17 protein-coding genes are annotated in these 14438 nt (G+C 66.2%); 7 read left to right on the plus strand and 10 right to left on the minus strand.

Features of this window, described 5'->3' with window-relative positions:
- Positions 1 to 91 precede the first annotated feature (91 nt).
- From ACRX5W_RS00865 to ACRX5W_RS00875, 3 genes are all read right to left on the minus strand, one after another.
- Positions 92 to 394: an SCO5918 family protein gene (locus ACRX5W_RS00865; protein WP_436785924.1), complete on the minus strand. Its 303-nt coding sequence runs from the start codon at positions 392 to 394 to the stop codon at positions 92 to 94.
- 117 nt (positions 395 to 511) lie between these two features.
- Positions 512 to 715 carry a cold-shock protein gene (locus ACRX5W_RS00870; protein ID WP_436785925.1) on the minus strand — a complete coding sequence of 68 codons (204 nt, stop codon included), beginning with the start codon at positions 713 to 715 and terminating at the stop codon, positions 512 to 514.
- A gap of 287 nt (positions 716 to 1002) precedes the next feature.
- Positions 1003 to 1284, minus strand: coding sequence for a MerR family transcriptional regulator (locus ACRX5W_RS00875; protein ID WP_436786741.1), 282 nt, complete (start codon positions 1282 to 1284; stop codon positions 1003 to 1005).
- Between the two features lie 223 nt (positions 1285 to 1507).
- Here ACRX5W_RS00875 and ACRX5W_RS00880 point away from each other — a divergent pair, with 223 nt between their 5' ends.
- Positions 1508 to 2011 carry an O-acetyl-ADP-ribose deacetylase gene (locus ACRX5W_RS00880; RefSeq protein ID WP_436785926.1) on the plus strand — a complete coding sequence of 168 codons (504 nt, stop codon included), beginning with the start codon at positions 1508 to 1510 and terminating at the stop codon, positions 2009 to 2011.
- Positions 2012 to 2169: 158 nt separating this feature from the next.
- Here ACRX5W_RS00880 and ACRX5W_RS00885 read toward each other — a convergent pair whose 3' ends face one another.
- The 3 genes from ACRX5W_RS00885 to ACRX5W_RS00895 all read right to left on the minus strand — a co-directional run bounded on the left by ACRX5W_RS00885 (position 2170) and on the right by ACRX5W_RS00895 (position 5665).
- A complete protein-coding gene (locus tag ACRX5W_RS00885) occupies positions 2170 to 3372 on the minus strand; it encodes a hypothetical protein (RefSeq protein ID WP_436785927.1) in 1203 nt (400 codons plus the stop codon).
- 113 nt (positions 3373 to 3485) lie between these two features.
- Positions 3486 to 4994, minus strand: coding sequence for an alkaline phosphatase D family protein (locus tag ACRX5W_RS00890; RefSeq protein ID WP_436785928.1), 1509 nt, complete (start codon positions 4992 to 4994; stop codon positions 3486 to 3488).
- Positions 4995 to 5419: 425 nt separating this feature from the next.
- Positions 5420 to 5665, minus strand: a complete 246-nt coding sequence (locus ACRX5W_RS00895) for a hypothetical protein (protein WP_436785930.1) — start codon at positions 5663 to 5665, stop codon at positions 5420 to 5422.
- 82 nt (positions 5666 to 5747) lie between these two features.
- Here ACRX5W_RS00895 and ACRX5W_RS00900 point away from each other — a divergent pair, with 82 nt between their 5' ends.
- Together ACRX5W_RS00900 and ACRX5W_RS00905 are read left to right on the plus strand one after the other, a co-directional pair.
- A complete protein-coding gene (locus tag ACRX5W_RS00900; RefSeq protein ID WP_436785931.1) occupies positions 5748 to 6164 on the plus strand; it encodes a Fur family transcriptional regulator in 417 nt (138 codons plus the stop codon).
- A 540-nt stretch (positions 6165 to 6704) separates the two neighbouring features.
- On the plus strand, positions 6705 to 7403 hold the full coding sequence (locus ACRX5W_RS00905) for a DUF4232 domain-containing protein (RefSeq protein ID WP_436785932.1): 699 nt from the start codon (positions 6705 to 6707) through the stop codon (positions 7401 to 7403).
- Positions 7404 to 7435: 32 nt separating this feature from the next.
- On the opposite strand, the gene ACRX5W_RS00910 is transcribed toward ACRX5W_RS00905, so the two are convergent.
- Positions 7436 to 8767 carry a class I SAM-dependent methyltransferase gene (locus ACRX5W_RS00910; protein ID WP_436785933.1) on the minus strand — a complete coding sequence of 444 codons (1332 nt, stop codon included), beginning with the start codon at positions 8765 to 8767 and terminating at the stop codon, positions 7436 to 7438.
- A gap of 177 nt (positions 8768 to 8944) precedes the next feature.
- Between ACRX5W_RS00910 and ACRX5W_RS00915 the strand changes: the two genes are divergently transcribed.
- Together ACRX5W_RS00915 and ACRX5W_RS00920 are read left to right on the plus strand one after the other, a co-directional pair.
- Positions 8945 to 9067 (plus strand): hypothetical protein, encoded by a 123-nt coding sequence (locus tag ACRX5W_RS00915; RefSeq protein ID WP_436785934.1) that lies wholly within the window; start codon positions 8945 to 8947, stop codon positions 9065 to 9067.
- A 153-nt stretch (positions 9068 to 9220) separates the two neighbouring features.
- Positions 9221 to 9640, plus strand: a complete 420-nt coding sequence (locus ACRX5W_RS00920) for a helix-turn-helix domain-containing protein (protein WP_436785935.1) — start codon at positions 9221 to 9223, stop codon at positions 9638 to 9640.
- Positions 9641 to 10069: 429 nt separating this feature from the next.
- Here the strand turns inward: ACRX5W_RS00920 and ACRX5W_RS00925 are convergent, their stop codons facing one another.
- From ACRX5W_RS00925 to ACRX5W_RS00935, 3 genes are all read right to left on the minus strand, one after another.
- Positions 10070 to 10360: a hypothetical protein gene (locus tag ACRX5W_RS00925; RefSeq protein WP_436785936.1), complete on the minus strand. Its 291-nt coding sequence runs from the start codon at positions 10358 to 10360 to the stop codon at positions 10070 to 10072.
- The gene (locus ACRX5W_RS00930; protein WP_436785937.1) at positions 10357 to 10731 is read right to left on the minus strand and encodes a DUF6247 family protein; all 375 of its coding nucleotides are present in this window, start codon (positions 10729 to 10731) and stop codon (positions 10357 to 10359) included. Before ACRX5W_RS00930 ends, ACRX5W_RS00925 begins: the two co-directional genes overlap by 4 nt.
- A 368-nt stretch (positions 10732 to 11099) precedes the next feature.
- A complete protein-coding gene (locus tag ACRX5W_RS00935; protein ID WP_436785938.1) occupies positions 11100 to 11618 on the minus strand; it encodes a hypothetical protein in 519 nt (172 codons plus the stop codon).
- A gap of 372 nt (positions 11619 to 11990) precedes the next feature.
- Between ACRX5W_RS00935 and ACRX5W_RS00940 the strand changes: the two genes are divergently transcribed.
- Positions 11991 to 12500: a hypothetical protein gene (locus tag ACRX5W_RS00940; RefSeq protein WP_436785939.1), complete on the plus strand. Its 510-nt coding sequence runs from the start codon at positions 11991 to 11993 to the stop codon at positions 12498 to 12500.
- Positions 12500 to 14161: an ATP-binding protein gene (locus ACRX5W_RS00945; protein ID WP_436785940.1), complete on the plus strand. Its 1662-nt coding sequence runs from the start codon at positions 12500 to 12502 to the stop codon at positions 14159 to 14161. The genes ACRX5W_RS00940 and ACRX5W_RS00945 overlap by 1 nt, the downstream gene beginning before the upstream one ends.
- Positions 14162 to 14438: the final 277 nt, after the last annotated feature.

The raw sequence follows: 14438 nt of genomic DNA on the forward strand, positions 1-14438 counted from the left end.
CACAGGCCCCGGCGGCCCCACGTGCCGTGGGCCCTGCCGACAGGTGTCGACAGGGCCCACAAGGCTCTCGGCATGCTCCCGCGAGGGTCGGCTACGCGCCGGTCCCGAGCAAGGCCGATGCGGTCTGCATCGGCGTGAGCGCGCTCGTGGAGGCCGCGGCATCGGAGGCACTGCACACGAACCCGAGCCGGGTCATGGCCCGGCTGACTTCCTCGGCGGTGAAGTCACGCCGGTCCTGCCCCGTGAGTACGGCGCCCACCTGCTTGAGGGGGTAGTGACGACGGCCGATGAGCACGGAGCCGCCCGTGACGGGCTCGGGCTTGACGCCTTCCAAAGCGGACGCCACTCCGCTCTTGGTGAAGTCGAACGGGAAGCCGGCGATGACGCAGCGCATGTTGCCTCACAGGTGGGAAGAGCGGTTCGCGAACGGGATTGGCGAGCACGCCTGAAAATGCAAACAGCCGATGCCGAGACCCGAGGGTGCGGCATCGGCTGCGATGCATCGCCAGTGTCAGGCGGTGACGATGTTCTCGGCCGTCGGACCCTTCTGGCCCTGCGCGATGTCGAAGTTCACCTTCTGGCCCTCTTGGAGCTCGCGGTAGCCCTGGGCTGCGATGTTCGAGAAGTGGGCGAACACGTCCGGGCCGCCGCCGTCCTGCGCGATGAATCCGAAGCCCTTTTCCGAGTTGAACCACTTCACGGTGCCAGTTGCCATGTCGAAATCTCCTTCGGGGCAAATCCGGAGCCCACACCGTGCGGACTCCGCGTCGCCGCGATGATTGCCCCGCCGGAAAATTCCGGGATAAAAAAGCGCTCTCACCGGATGTAATGCCACGGTGAAATCGCTTGAATTCTTTGGGAACCACAACTGCAACTGAGTCGACAGTAGCACGTCGTGATAAGAAACGGGTGGCTCGATTTTTGTCCGCGCCGGTCGTGCCAGAAATTCTCAGCGCGCGTCACGCCGATTTATGTGTTCGCTGGGACACATATTGGCGAGGATCACGTGCCGCCGTCGGAGGGTTGGCGCGGGCCCGCGTTGCGGAGCTCCGTGTTGATGCGGAGGGCTTCTTCGAGCTGATCCTCGAGGATGATGATGCGGCAGGCGGCTTCCACGGGCGTGCCCTGGTCGACGAGTTCACGCGCGCGGCGGGCGATGCGCAACTGGTAGCGCGAGTAGCGGCGGTGGCCGCCTTCGGAACGCAGCGGCGTGATCAGGCGCGCCTCACCGAGGACACGCAGGAATCCGGGGGTTGCGCCGATCATCTCGGCGGCGCGGCCCATGGTGTAAGCGGGGTAGCCGTCGTCGTCCAACGTGTCGGGACGCCCGGGGCGGTCACTGGATACCACTGCACCTCTTCACGGTTTCTGCCAGTTGCCCCAGTCTTGCAGGTTGTCCCGCGCCACCGGCATACGGCGTCGCCGGTCCGGCACCTTGCCGCGTGAGCGGGGACTGCATGCCGATGGACTCCGGGTGCAGTGCTGTTGCAGGTGGGATCATCGGACCATGCCCGTCATCGACGTCGTCCAAGGTGACATCACCTCGCAGGACACGGATGTCATCGTCACCGCGGCGAATGAGTCGCTGATGGGCGGTGGCGGTGTGGACGGCGCGATTCACCGCGCCGCCGGGCCGAGGTTGGCCGAGGCGGGGGCGGCGGTCGGCCCGTGTGCACCCGGGGACGCGATGGCCACGCCCGCGTTCGACCTCACTCCTCCGGTGAGGCACGTGATCCACACGGTCGGTCCCGTTTGGGAGGGCGGAGCGTACGGCGAGGCTGACGTCCTCGCCTCCTGCTACCGGCGCTGCCTCGCGGTCGCGGATGCACTGGGCGCCGCGAGCATCGCATTCCCCGCGATCGCCACCGGCGTCTACGGCTTCCCGCCGGACGAGGCGGCGCGCATCGCGGTCCGCACGTTGCGATCCACCCCGACCCGCGTGGAACGAATCAGGCTCGTGGCCTTCGACACCCAGGCCCATGACCTGCTGACCGCCGCGCTCGCTTCGTAGCTGCTCCTGAACGGTGGAATCCTGCTGCGTGGCCGTCCAAGCGTTTTCGCACCGACGTGGGATCCGACCGGGGGCGCATGACGCCCACGTATCCGGCGGGTGATCTTCGGGGCGGCCCGCCCGACGCCCGTGCGTGTCGGGCGGGTCACCCGCTCAGGTCACCACACGCTGTTGGTCAGCCCGGTGCCCAGGTAGACCTGGTCGAAGCCGTTTCCGTCGTGATCGTCGGTGTACGCCAGGGTGATCAGCCCCCACGGATCCACGGCGAGCGCGGGCTCGTCCTGACGCTCGGCGATCGTGGTGTGCACCCGCAGCCTGGGCAGGCGGCCGGCGGTGGTGCCGTCCGGGTTCAGGCCTTGGGCGTAAACGTCGGACGCCTCGGCCCAGTTCACCACCACGAGGCCTTGGTCGTCGATGCCCACCTGCGGATCGGCGCCCGGCACAAGGGCGTCGGCCGCGGAACGGGGGGTACCGGTCGCGGTGAACGAACGTACGCCGATCTGCGCGGTTCCGGTGTGGTCGGTCTCCCAGCCCACGACGAAGTCGCCGCCCACGTTCGCCGCGACCGACGGGCGCCGCTGCTGGCCGCCGCCAGCCGCGTTGGCCGGGGCCTGGGCCGCCTTGACGCCGCCGGCCGGTGTGAGGATCTTGTGCGCGATGTTGGAGTACCCGTTCGCGTCGGTGTCTTCGTCCCAGACCACGATGGCGTTGCCTGCCGCGCCCATGGCCACGTCCGGCTGCCGGTGCGTTCCGGTCGCGCCGTGGACGCGCACCTCGTACGCCTTGGCGGTGACCGAGGTGAAGCCGGACACCCGGACGGTCGGCGCCGCGGTGCCCTGCCGGTCCTCGAACGCCACCGCGAAGCCCGGGCCCTCGGGGTCGGCCGCCACCTTGGCGTTGAGCTGCTGCCCGTCCGCGTCGGCGTTCGCCCTCGCCGAACCGGTCACCGTGCCGGCGGAGTTCACCGTGCGGACGGCGATGTTGAAGTAGCTGTTGCCGTCCGGGTCCTCGGCCCACGTGACGATCGCCGTGCCGTCCTCGCGCAGCGCCACGTCGGGCTGCACGTGCTGCCAGTTCCCGGTGCCGCCCGCTGACAGTTTCTTCTCGTAGACCGGCGAGCCGTCGCGGTAAAGGCGCATGAACACGTCGCTGTGCACCGGGTCCGCGGGGGTGGCGGAGTCTCGGTCGTCCTCCCAGACGACCGCCGTGTAGCCCGTGCGCACGGACGCCAGTGCGGAGTTGTCCTGGTCGCCGGTGGCCGTGCCGTTCGCCACGGTCCAGGTGATGTCGTCCACCGTGGTTCCGGCGGCGGACGCGGGGGACGAGGCGAACACACCGCCTGCGACGACGACAGCCGTCACGGCAGCCAGGAAACGCTTCCGCGGTTTCGGGAACTGCCGTGAATTCCGTTGCGGCACATGCGACATCGTGTGGTCTGCGCGGGAAGTACGCATCTTTTCCTGCCCATTCACGCTCACGGTGCCTGAAGTCCCGGATTGTCGGCCTGGATCACGTAGCTCTGCACGGTCTTGACCGGCATGTCACGAACGGTCACCCGGTCGAGGGCCCGGAAGTCCACGTTCATCTGCGAGGGCGTGGTGACCGTGCGGACGTAGCCGCGCAGGTTCCTGAAGAACTTCACGTGCGGGTTGAGGCTCGACAGGCCGGTGTCGGCCGCGTTGCCGTCGCCGCCCGAGGTGATCGACGTGGCGACCAACTCGGTGCCTATGACGCGGTCCTGCGTCGTGTAGTCGGCCATCAGGTTGCTCGCCCACGAGCGGTGCACGTCGCCGGTGAGGACGACCGTGCCGGTGTTTCCACGCTGCACCCAGCCTTGTTGCAGGCGCGACCGGTTGGCGGTGTAGCCGTCCCAGGCGTCCATGCTCTTGGCGCCGCTCGCGTCCGCCAACCGCTGTGCGAAGAACACCTGTTGCCCCAGCAGGTCCCACGTGCCGAGGCGTTGCGCGAGGCCGTCGAGCAGCCAGGCCTCCTGGGCGGCGCCGGTGAGCGTGCGCGTGGGGTCGTCGGCCTCCGGGCACACCTTGGTGCCGTCGCCGCAGGCCTGGTCGTCCCGGTACTGCCGGGTGTCGAGCATGTGGAACGTCGCCAGGCTGCCCCAACGCACACGCCGGTAGAGCTGCATGTTCTCGCCGACGGGCGCCTGCGCGGGGCGCAGCGGCATGTGCTCGTAGTAGGCCTGGTACGCCGCGGCGCGGCGGGCCCGGAAGTCGCCCGCGGGACTGGAGTTGGCGCGTATCAGACCGGCGTAGTTGTTCTCCACCTCGTGGTCGTCCCACACGACCAGCCACGGCGCCTCGGCGTGTGCGGCCTGGAGGTCCGTGTCCCGCTTGTACAGCGCGTGCCGCACGCGGTAGTCCGCGAGGTCGGCGATCTCGGCGGTGGGCTGGTGGGTGCGCACGCCGGAGCCCGCGCCGCCCTCGTAGATGTAGTCCCCCAGGTGCAGGATCAGATCGGGGTGCTCCTCGGCCATCCTGCGGTACGCCGTGAAGAAGCCGGCCTCGTAGTGGGAGCAGGACGCGAAGAGCATCGTCATCGCGGGGCTCGTGCCGACTGCCGGTGCGGTCCGCGTCCGCCCGACCTGCGAGATGTGCCCCATCGCGCGGAACCGGTACCAGTACTCCCGCCCCGGCTGGAGCCCGCCTACCTCGACGTGCACGGTGTGGGCGGACGCCCGGACCGCGGTCGCGGAGCCCGTGACGGCCAGTTGGGTGAAGTTGCGGTCGTGGGCCACCTGCCACTCCACGGTCACCGGCGCGGTGGACATGCCGCCGAAGCCGTCGGTGTCGAGCGGGCTGGGTGCCAGGCGCGTCCACAACACGACGCCGGCGGAGGTGGGTTCGCCCGAGGCGACGCCCAAGGTGAACGGATAGGGGGCGGCGTTCGCGGTCCGCGCGCTGAACAGGGCGGCACTGACGCCCGCGGCCCCGCCGAGGAGAAACGTCCGTCGCTGCATTGCGTCCATGCCCATGTTGGTAGGGCACCGCCTGCACCGCGCCCAAGAGCCGTACGCGCTGTTCACCGGCTTTTCCGGGCGCCTTTGTCTCCTGGGCGCATTCAGGACCCCTGGCCGGACGCCCGGTTACGGCGGAAGAAATACCAGCGTGACATTCGGCGAACACGCAGTGTCGCGTTTGACGGATCGTCTTCGTGCGCTTGGCGGCCCGTGCCGCGGGCGTGGCGGACCGCACCCGGCGAGGGCCGTGAGCATCGGCTCCGCGTAGAGTACGCGTCGGCTGCCGACATATTCCGGATATGATTTTTCGGCAGTTTCGTTCCTGTCGTATTGCTGTCGGTGCGGGATTGATTCCCGCTATTCGATCCGTTCGTGAAAAGCAAGGCGCGACTTTCTCGTTCGCCGGCCGGCCGTCCGCTGAAGACTCGTGTGGGTCACTCCACGACGAGAGGTACCCGCGCCCGATGTTCGCTCTGCGTTCCACGCGTGAGGCCGGCTCGCCGATCGTCGTCGCAGCGGCGTCCTGCGTCGTCGCGATGCTCGCGCTGACCGGCTGCGGTGACGACGACAAACCCGGCGCTCCGCCGTCCGATGCCGGCGCGGCGGCGGACGACCTTGTCGAGGTCGAAGACGATCGTGGTCAGCGGCGGACCGTGGCAACCACCACGCTTGCTGGACATGAAAATCACAGTCATCTAATGTCGCCCATGGGACACCGACGGGGGTTGCATGGGCGGCAGGTTCGCAACGCGCGGGCGCAAGGTGGGTGCACTGCCTTCGACGCCGCGCCGCCGGGCGGTCGCGGAGGCGCTGGCGGCCGAGGAGGAGTTCCTGTCCGCGCGCCGACTGCACCGCCGGCTCGCGGAAGCCGGCGTGAACGTCGGACTCAGCACCGTCTACCGCACTCTGCACGACCTCGTACGCCTCGGAAGCGTCGACCTCGTACGCGACGATGCGGGCGAACGCCTTTACCGACACAGGCCCGCGAACGATCACCGCCACTACCTCATGTGCCGACACTGCGGCCACAGCCGCGCCCTCGACGCCGGTCCCGTCGAACGCTGGGCCGACGGCATCGCCGCCCGCACCGGCTTCACCGAGGTCCGCCACACCGTCGAAGTCACCGGAATCTGCGTCACCTGCGCCGCACCGGACCGCCGTCGGCCCGAGGACCGCTGAGCCCGGCCCCTGGCGGCCCCGCACGGAAGGCCACACACCGGGGCACCTCCCTGCCGCACTGTCGCAGTTCGGGCCGTCCGTAGTCCCGGCGCTTCCTGCGCGTCACTACGCGCCGCTAGTGGTTCCGCCGAACGCCCTGAGCGGGAGCGTACGGGTGCCCGACGCAGGACGTCTCGGCGGCGCGTGCGGCAATCAGTGCCGCCCGCTTTACCCGTCACGCGAACCGTGCACCCCGCAGCACGGCGGGGGACTTCGCCCCCGATTCCGCATCGCGACCGCCGGCCACCGACCACGTCCGCGACGGTCGGCAAGCAGCGCATGCACATTCGAGTTCGTACGCGCGTGATGCCGACACGCCGAACACGACGTCCCAGACTGTCCGTTGTTCCCACCTGTGACCATGTCACCGGTCGGCGACAGCGACGTCGTGGACCGACGACGCAGGTATCCACGCGGTTCACGGCCCTTCCATAGTGATCAGGCAAGCACCGGGAGCCGAACCCGCTTCGGCTCCAACCACCGGATACCTAGGGGTCTTTCATGTTCGGCAAGCGTCGCAAGGCCGTCCTCGCCTCCACCGCCCTCGTCGCCGGCGCCATGCTGATGACGGCGTGCCAAGACTCGGACTCCTCTGACGCGCAGGGCAGTTCCTCCTCCGCCCCGTCCGCCGACGCGGTCCCCGCGTCGGGCTCGTCGAGCGCCAACCAGGGCAGCGGGCAGAACACCACCGCGAAAGAATCCCCCGGGCAAAGCTCCGGCGCCAAGAGCTCCGGCGGCCAGGGCGCCGCCGCCGGGAGCGGCTCCGGCAACACCGACACGGCCGGCAAGTGCCGTACCGACGACCTGACCATCAGGGCGATCGACCACACCATCACCGGCGACCCCGAAGGCAGCGTCGCCGTGGAGCTGACGAACACCAGCGGCCAGGACTGCACGTTGTCCGGATACGCCGGCGTCGACCTGCTGACCAACGCAGGGACGATCTCCGCACAGCGCACCGGCCAACAGGCCGACACGACAACCCTCAAGAACGGGAAGTCGGTGGCCTTCGCCGTCACCTACCCGAGCAACACATCGGGCGGCTCCGGCGTGCGCGTCACCGACCTGGTGGTGACCCCGCCGGACGAGACCAAGTCGGTCACCCTCACCTGGCCGGGCAACAGCTCGCTGCCCGTCACCGACACCCCCGGCTCCCCGGTACAGGTCGGCCCCATCGGAAGCGCCGGCCAGGGCGGCTGACCCGCCCACCGCCGATCCCGACGAACGCCATGTCAGTTTGCTGTGGTGCAGGTCAGCCACTGGGTCCGCGTGGGCGGCATCTTCGCATTCCCGGCCGCGGTGGTCCGGACCGCCAGAATCTGGTTGACGCCGATGCGGTTCTCCTCGAAGGCGAGCGCGGACGCAGCCATGTACATGCGCCAGACCCTGGCGCGGCCGATCGTGGTGAGCCGCGCCGCCTCCGCCCAGTTGCGTTCCAAATTGGCCACCCATGCGCGCAGGGTGCGGGCGTAGTGCTCGCGCAAGGCCTCGACGTCGCGGACCTCGAACCCGGCTTCCTCAAGCAGAGCCGTCGTCGTGCCGACAGGTGCGAGTTCGCCGTCGGGGAACACATAGCGGCCAATGAACTCGCCGGCGCGGTGGGGCACTCCGTCTGCGCGGGGCCGACAGGCGATCTGGTGGTTCAGGAGACGTCCGCCGGGGCGCAGGAGGGTGCGCATGATGTCGGCGTACGTGCGGAACTGTGCCGATCCGACGTGCTCGGCCATGCCGATCGACGAGATCGCGTCGTAGGGCCCGTCCTCGATTTCGCGGTAGTCCTGGACGCGGATCTCCGCTCGGTCGGACCACCCGGCGCCGGCGAGTCGCTTGCGTGCGAACACGGCTTGTTCCTCGGAGATCGTGATGCCGACAGCTTGCACACCGTAGTGCTCGACGGCATGCGCAACCAGTTCGCCCCAACCGCAGCCCACGTCCAAAAACCGCTGTCCTGGGCGCAGGCCGAGTTTGCGGCAGATCAGATCGAGCTTGGCGCACTGGGCCTCTTCCAAAGTCGCCTGCGGGTTCTCCCAATAGGCGCATGAGTAGACCATCGACGGGCCCAGGACCAGGGAGTAGAAGTCGTTGCCCACGTCGTAGTGGTGGGTGACCGCCTCGCGGTCCCGGCGCAGGCCGTGAAGGCGTCCGTGACGACTGACCGCCTCCTCGCGCGGCGGCGGCGGGGGCAGGCCGACGCCGGCCAAGGCGAGGGCTTCGACGGCGAGCCGCAGGTTCCCGGGAGAACGCAGAGCCGCAAGCGTGCGCCGGCCGACTCGGTGCTCGGGTGATCCCTCGGTCCGGCAGGCCCGCGCGACGGAGGAGAGACGGATCAGGGCCTCGTACAAGTCTCCTTCGATGTCGAGGTCGCCGGCGACCCACGCCCGTGCCAGGCCCAACTCACCGGGTTTCCACGCGAGTTGACGCAGCGCGCGGCGGTTGCGGACGACGAGGACCGGCCCGCCCAGCGGACCGACCTCACTGCCGTCCCAGGCACGGAGCCGCAACGGCAGCGGACCGCCCAATGGCACCCGGACGAGTCTCGCAAGACGCTCGGCGGCGTCAGTCATGTTCAGCCTCCCGGCGGTTGCAAGGCGGGCGAAAGGAACAGACCGCCCTTTTTCCTGCGATCCGTGAGCGGTCACCGTAGCGACCGTCCGGCCGCTCAAACAGCGACTGTGCACAATCCGGCGAGCGCAATGGGGACATCCTGCGGCTCTGCTTCGACCGTGTTCCACAAGCAGAGGATGAACGAGCGCGTGCACGTCGAGCGCGCCAGGCAGGCGATGAAAACGTGTCAGAGCGACCACGTGGGTCCGCCGGTCGCGGTCATCTTCGCCGGGGAGTTGCTGGAACTGGGTGGCCGATGACTCGCTGCGGACGAACTACCAGGAGACTCACGACAGTAGGTACGACGAGTGACGGAGGCACGAGGATGAAATGCGCGTGAGGCGATGCGTCAAAGGGCCGCGAAGGCAGCCGCCGAATCCGTCCCCGACACTTCCCGCGCGGACGGCATGCTCATGGCTGAGGTTGAAGAGTTCGACCAGGCATACGCGGAGGCGGCCCTCGGGGACGCGATGGCACAGGCTGTCTACGACCGCCGCACTGAACTGGGCTGGACGAAGGTGGAGCTCGCCCGCCGCGCGGGGATGAACGAGCGGGTGATTCGTCGGTTGGAGGACGGGGATCGACCGGTGACCACGCCGACGCTGCTTCGACTGGGGCGCGCCCTGGGCGGCCACTTCATCGTAGAACTGCGCAGTGACGATCCGGTTGTGACTTTCAAGCCGACTGCCCGACGCGCGACACGGTCCACGCGTCGTGCCTCCGTGTCTGCTCCGACGCGCGGAGCTTCGTCCTTGTTGGCGGGTTTGCCCCGCACGTTGCGAAGAGAGACCTCTGGCGGGCAGACGGTGCATCAGCTCAAGGCGGATGCGTAGAGGGTCCAGGCGGCACTCCGAGAACACGTTTGGCGACTCATGCCGCGGCGACGCTCAAGTGCGTGATGGCGGTGTGGGCCGGCGAGTCCAGCAACGCACGGGGCTTGAGGCCACCGCCCCCAAGAGTCGGAATCTGGTGCACGGATCTGGCACGAGACGCTTGATGGTTGCAGGAAACAACAAAGGCCCGGGTCTCTGACCTGGGCCTTTACGTTGGAGCGGGCGACGAGAATCGAACTCGCGCTCTGAGCTTGGGAATCACCGGATGATCAGGTCATTCACATGGCCTGACCAGCGGAATCACCCGTTCGTGATCTACACCAAGTTCTCGGTCCTGACCGCGTCTGACCGTCGCTCTCCGACCTTTCTGGCACGGATCTGGCACGCGGTTGACGACCACGGAGATGTACGGAGTCGGCACCCGGCGCACTAGAGGTGGGTGAACGGGGGGATTACTCGCGTAATCGCGATCAATTGCAGGCGCGGGAGCGGTAGTGCGTAGAACCAGCCATCGGTAAGAAGAGGGATTCGACGTACACCGCCCGGCACGCCGCGCCGTGCGCCTTCTCCGAGGTCCGTCACATCGATGCCCACCTGTGCCAGTACGACCATCTCACCTGCGAGACGCTCGACCTCGGCAACCACATGCGGCGGTAAGCCCGCAACGACGTGTTCGGCGTCAGGATCGTACTCCCAGCGCCATTCATGCTGGTCGCTCACACGGCGTCCTGACGCTCGATACCGGCCTCGGCGCAAGCCTGGTCCAGGATCCGGCCGATCTCGCCCGCGAGTTCACGTGCCTCGTCGATGTCGTCCACCTCGGCCGCGCGGGCTTCCAGCGCTCTGAGCCGGGCCGCGCGTTCCGGATGGCGCTCGACAGCGACGTACACCGCCCATTGCCCCGCGAAACGCCGCATGGGCGCGGCGCTCACCTGTTCACGGGCCTGCTGGAGCGCCGCAGCGCGCTCGGCATCGAATGTCGCCAATGCATCCGGGGCGACCACAGCAAGCGCGGCGCGCAGATCCTCCGGGGTACTTGCCGGCTGCGCGATGCGGTGCACAGGACTCGGCCCGTCAGGCTGTGTGGTCATCGTGGTCTCCAGTGCGCATCGGTGCGTCCGCTGCGCCACCTACGGTACGGCGTCGGCCAAGGCACCCGCACCGGCAATGCCAGAAGACCAACGGGCACGCCAGCGGCCCGGAGCGCTTGGATGAACCGCACAACACAACGGCCCAGGTCTCTGACCTGGGCCTTAACCATAAGAGCGGGCGACGAGAATCGAACTCGCGCTCTGAGCTTGGGAATCAAGGCTGCAACAGAGCCGGTTAGGCCCCTGACCTGGGAAAGCGTTGACCCCATGATCTTGTGGCTGGGGCCGCTAGGGGCCTCTCCTGACCGCGGTTCACCGGCCCTTCGGGCACGCCTGGGGCACGTGGGCAGGGCGGGCTGACACGCCGGTCAGAACGTCTCCCACTCTCTGGGCGGCACGGTGTCCCACGGGTCGACAGCCCAGCTTCCGACCATGAAGAGCGGTCGGCTGATGACGACGTCACCGGCTCGCTGTGCGCGCAGGATGAGTCCGAGGTCCGTCGACGCCGGGTCTGCTGCGTGCGTGTACCGCAGATCCAGTTCGTTTTCGCGGGTGTAGTCGACGATCCACTGTTCAATCTCTGACGGAACGCGTGCAACCAACGGGACTTCTGCGAGGCTGACTTGAGGGCCCCTACGCGCATCGACGGCGACGCAGGCCAAGCGCGTCGACGATGTGTAGTAGGCGCGCACGCCGATGTCCGCGAACTCATCTTCGATGGTGAGTAGTTGACTGCCCAACTGCTTCTGCGTGCTGATGGGCTGGCCGCCCAAGGCCTCTCTGACCTCGTGCGGGAGCATCCCGAATTTCAGCGGACCCACACCGACGAGTGGCTGCGACGTCCATCGCATGCGTTCGTCGTTCCCCTTGACATCCCATATGCCCACGAGACGACCCAACCACAGCCGGAGGACCTGACCCCCTGCGCCTCTGCACACGGCTCCGGAACGGATCGCCCGCCGGTGGCGGACATGGGTTCTGACCTGGGCAGGTGCCGCGCGAGACACCGCAGAAGCGCAAGATCATTGCATGACTGCTGCATAACTCAACGGTTGCTATGGGGGATTCCCAACTTGCAGCCATCGGAGTTGGCGTCGACAGAGTCGGCAGCTGGCGCTGCCAGTGGGGGATCCTGTAGGGCAGTACGCACGTCCCAGCGGGCTGCATTGGCGGTACGATCGTCGCCAAACCAGTGGCGTAGTTCTCCAGGCGTGGACTAGCCTTCGAAGGCTCACATCACCGGAGGCGGCACGGGGAAGATGCCCGCATTCACGATCACTGATCAGATGCTATTGAGCATCTCCACCAGCAAGCAAGCCGTACTTGCCGCATTTCCGGCTTCTGGGGCGAAGCACCCTTTCCCGCTTGCTGATCTGATTCGCCAAGCGACAACTGATCGCCTTCTTCTTGCTGGCGAACACCTTCGCGCTGGGGATCAATTGCTTTTTGCTGCACATTATAGGTCGGCAATTAGCCGCTACTATTATGCGATGTATCAAGCCGCCAGGGCGGTTGTTTTCGCTGAAATAAAGGGCGATGACCATGAGCGCCACAACATTCTCCCGCGGAACCTTCCTCAGCATCTTACTGACGTGGCCATGCGTGAGGCGGAACTGACAGATGCTCGGCTTCTTCGCAACCAGGCCGACTATGACGTATATCCGATTGGTGAGCCGAGCTGGGAATCCGATGCGCGAGGACTCGCAGTAACTGCCGCCAATTTTGTTCAATCCTGTGAAACCTTCGCCTCATCGAATGGGCACGTCTAATGTCGACCGAAACGTATGAGCAGCTTATCTCGCAGGCGCTTGCGCAAGCAGAGATCTCTATTGTGCGGGTCGATGAGAGGAACTTCCCCGGTGAGAAATGGTTCATCGTACTGGTCGAGGAGAGTGAGCTAGCCACTGCGCAAAGCTTGGCTGGTTTGATTGAACATCAGCTTAATGCTGCCTTCGGCAGTGATAATCAATCGCTCGTCGTAACGTTCCGGCCACATAGGGCTGAAGCACAAGAGGTTCAGGCGAGAACGCGATCTGGTGCTCTTTCCGAAGCGCGTGTGGACCAACTTATCCAGTTGCTTGAAGCTCGATCGCGTACATCGGACGCGCTGCCCAGTCTGAAGTACATGGAGGATCCGCGGGCAAGCCTCGCAGCAATCGGTGCATCGAGGCACCATCTTGTGTATGGCCGTCGAGGCGTTGGAAAAACAGCTCTGCTCCTCGAAGCAAAAAGACTCGCAGAGAGAGACGGCTTCGTTGCGGCCTGGATCAATGCACAGACTTTGCGGCGCCTAGACACCCACGCCGCTTTCCTTGCGATTGCTGAAGTCGCACTTAATTCCCTCATTCACCATGCTGGCTCTTCACAAGGCGAGCCATTTGTCCGCCTCAGGGAGTTGAATCAGCGTGTGACCGCGCTGCGGGCGAAAGGGGCGGTCTCAGACGCTGAGCTCGGCGAGACAATCGTCAGCATTAATCAGGCTCTGCGGGCCGTCCTGCGGGAAGGCTTGGTGCGCCTGTATCTATACATCGACGATTTCTATCTTTACTCGATCGATGCTCAGCCTTACCTTCTTGACTGTGTTACCGGTATGCTGCGTGACTGTGACGGATGGCTCAAGGTTGCGAGTATCGAACGGTTGACGCGCCCATTTGAACCGTCGTCTCGAATGGGAATTGAAGTCCCTCACGATGCGTCGAAGATCGATCTCGATGTTACCTTGGAAGATCCCGGCGCCACCCAAACTTTCCTCGAATCAGTTCTGGCTAACTATACTTCTACCGTTGGAATCAAGAAGCCTTCCAGCATTGCGAGGAATGCGGCGCTGGGTCGGCTGGTGCTTGCCTCTGGCGGTGTGCCCAGGGATTACCTGAATCTTTTCGCCTCATCCATTCTGGCGGCTCGTTCTCGCCCCAACGCCCGGGAAATTGGTAAGGAGGATGTTGCGGACGCTGCCGGGAAAGCGGCCCGGGGGAAGAAGCGAGATCTTGAGCAAGATGTTTCTTCCGATAATGCGGACGCCCTTCTGGCTGCGCTTGAAGAGTTGTCGATCAATGTCCGAAATGAAAAGTACACATACTTTCGAGTTGACGTCTCCCAGAAGTCGCACAGCTTTTATGAGCTGCTTGCCCAGTTGGTGGATTTGCGTTTCGCCCACCTCATTCAGGCTACCCTGTCTGACCAGCACCGGCCTGGGGTTAAGTATGAGGTCTATCTTCTCGATCTCAGCGAATATTCCGATGTGCGTCTTAAGCGTGGGCTGAGCATCCTCGATCTTGAAGATGGCAAATGGACTCACCGTCAGAGTGGTAAGGCAGGGTCAGAGAAGAAACTGACTGGCTCGCTACTGCGTGACGAGCTGCGACGTGCGCCTATCGTTGATTTGGGGCAGCTCGCTCAGAAGGTACGGGTCCGCCAGAGCGAAGGCTGAACGGGTGTTCTACGCCCTGGTCGGTGGGGGACCGCCGTGACCGGCGGCCACGCCGCACGCGCGGCGGGGCCCCGGCCGGCCGGGTGTGGCGCGCCCGCCTGCGGGCGCGCCCTTGATCCAGTAGAGATTAATTCGGCAGTTGATCAGGGGCGGGGACTGCGCCACCGAAGGGTGAGTGGCAGGCGGGTCAGTACCTACGCGCGCGGGTCCGGAAGCTCAAGGTGAGTGGCAGGCGTCGCAAGCACTCCAGCCCGGGTTTTGGTCGGCGGTGCCGACC

Source organism: Yinghuangia sp. YIM S10712 (genome assembly GCF_051388935.1).
Classification (GTDB): Bacteria; Actinomycetota; Actinomycetes; order Streptomycetales; family Streptomycetaceae; genus Yinghuangia.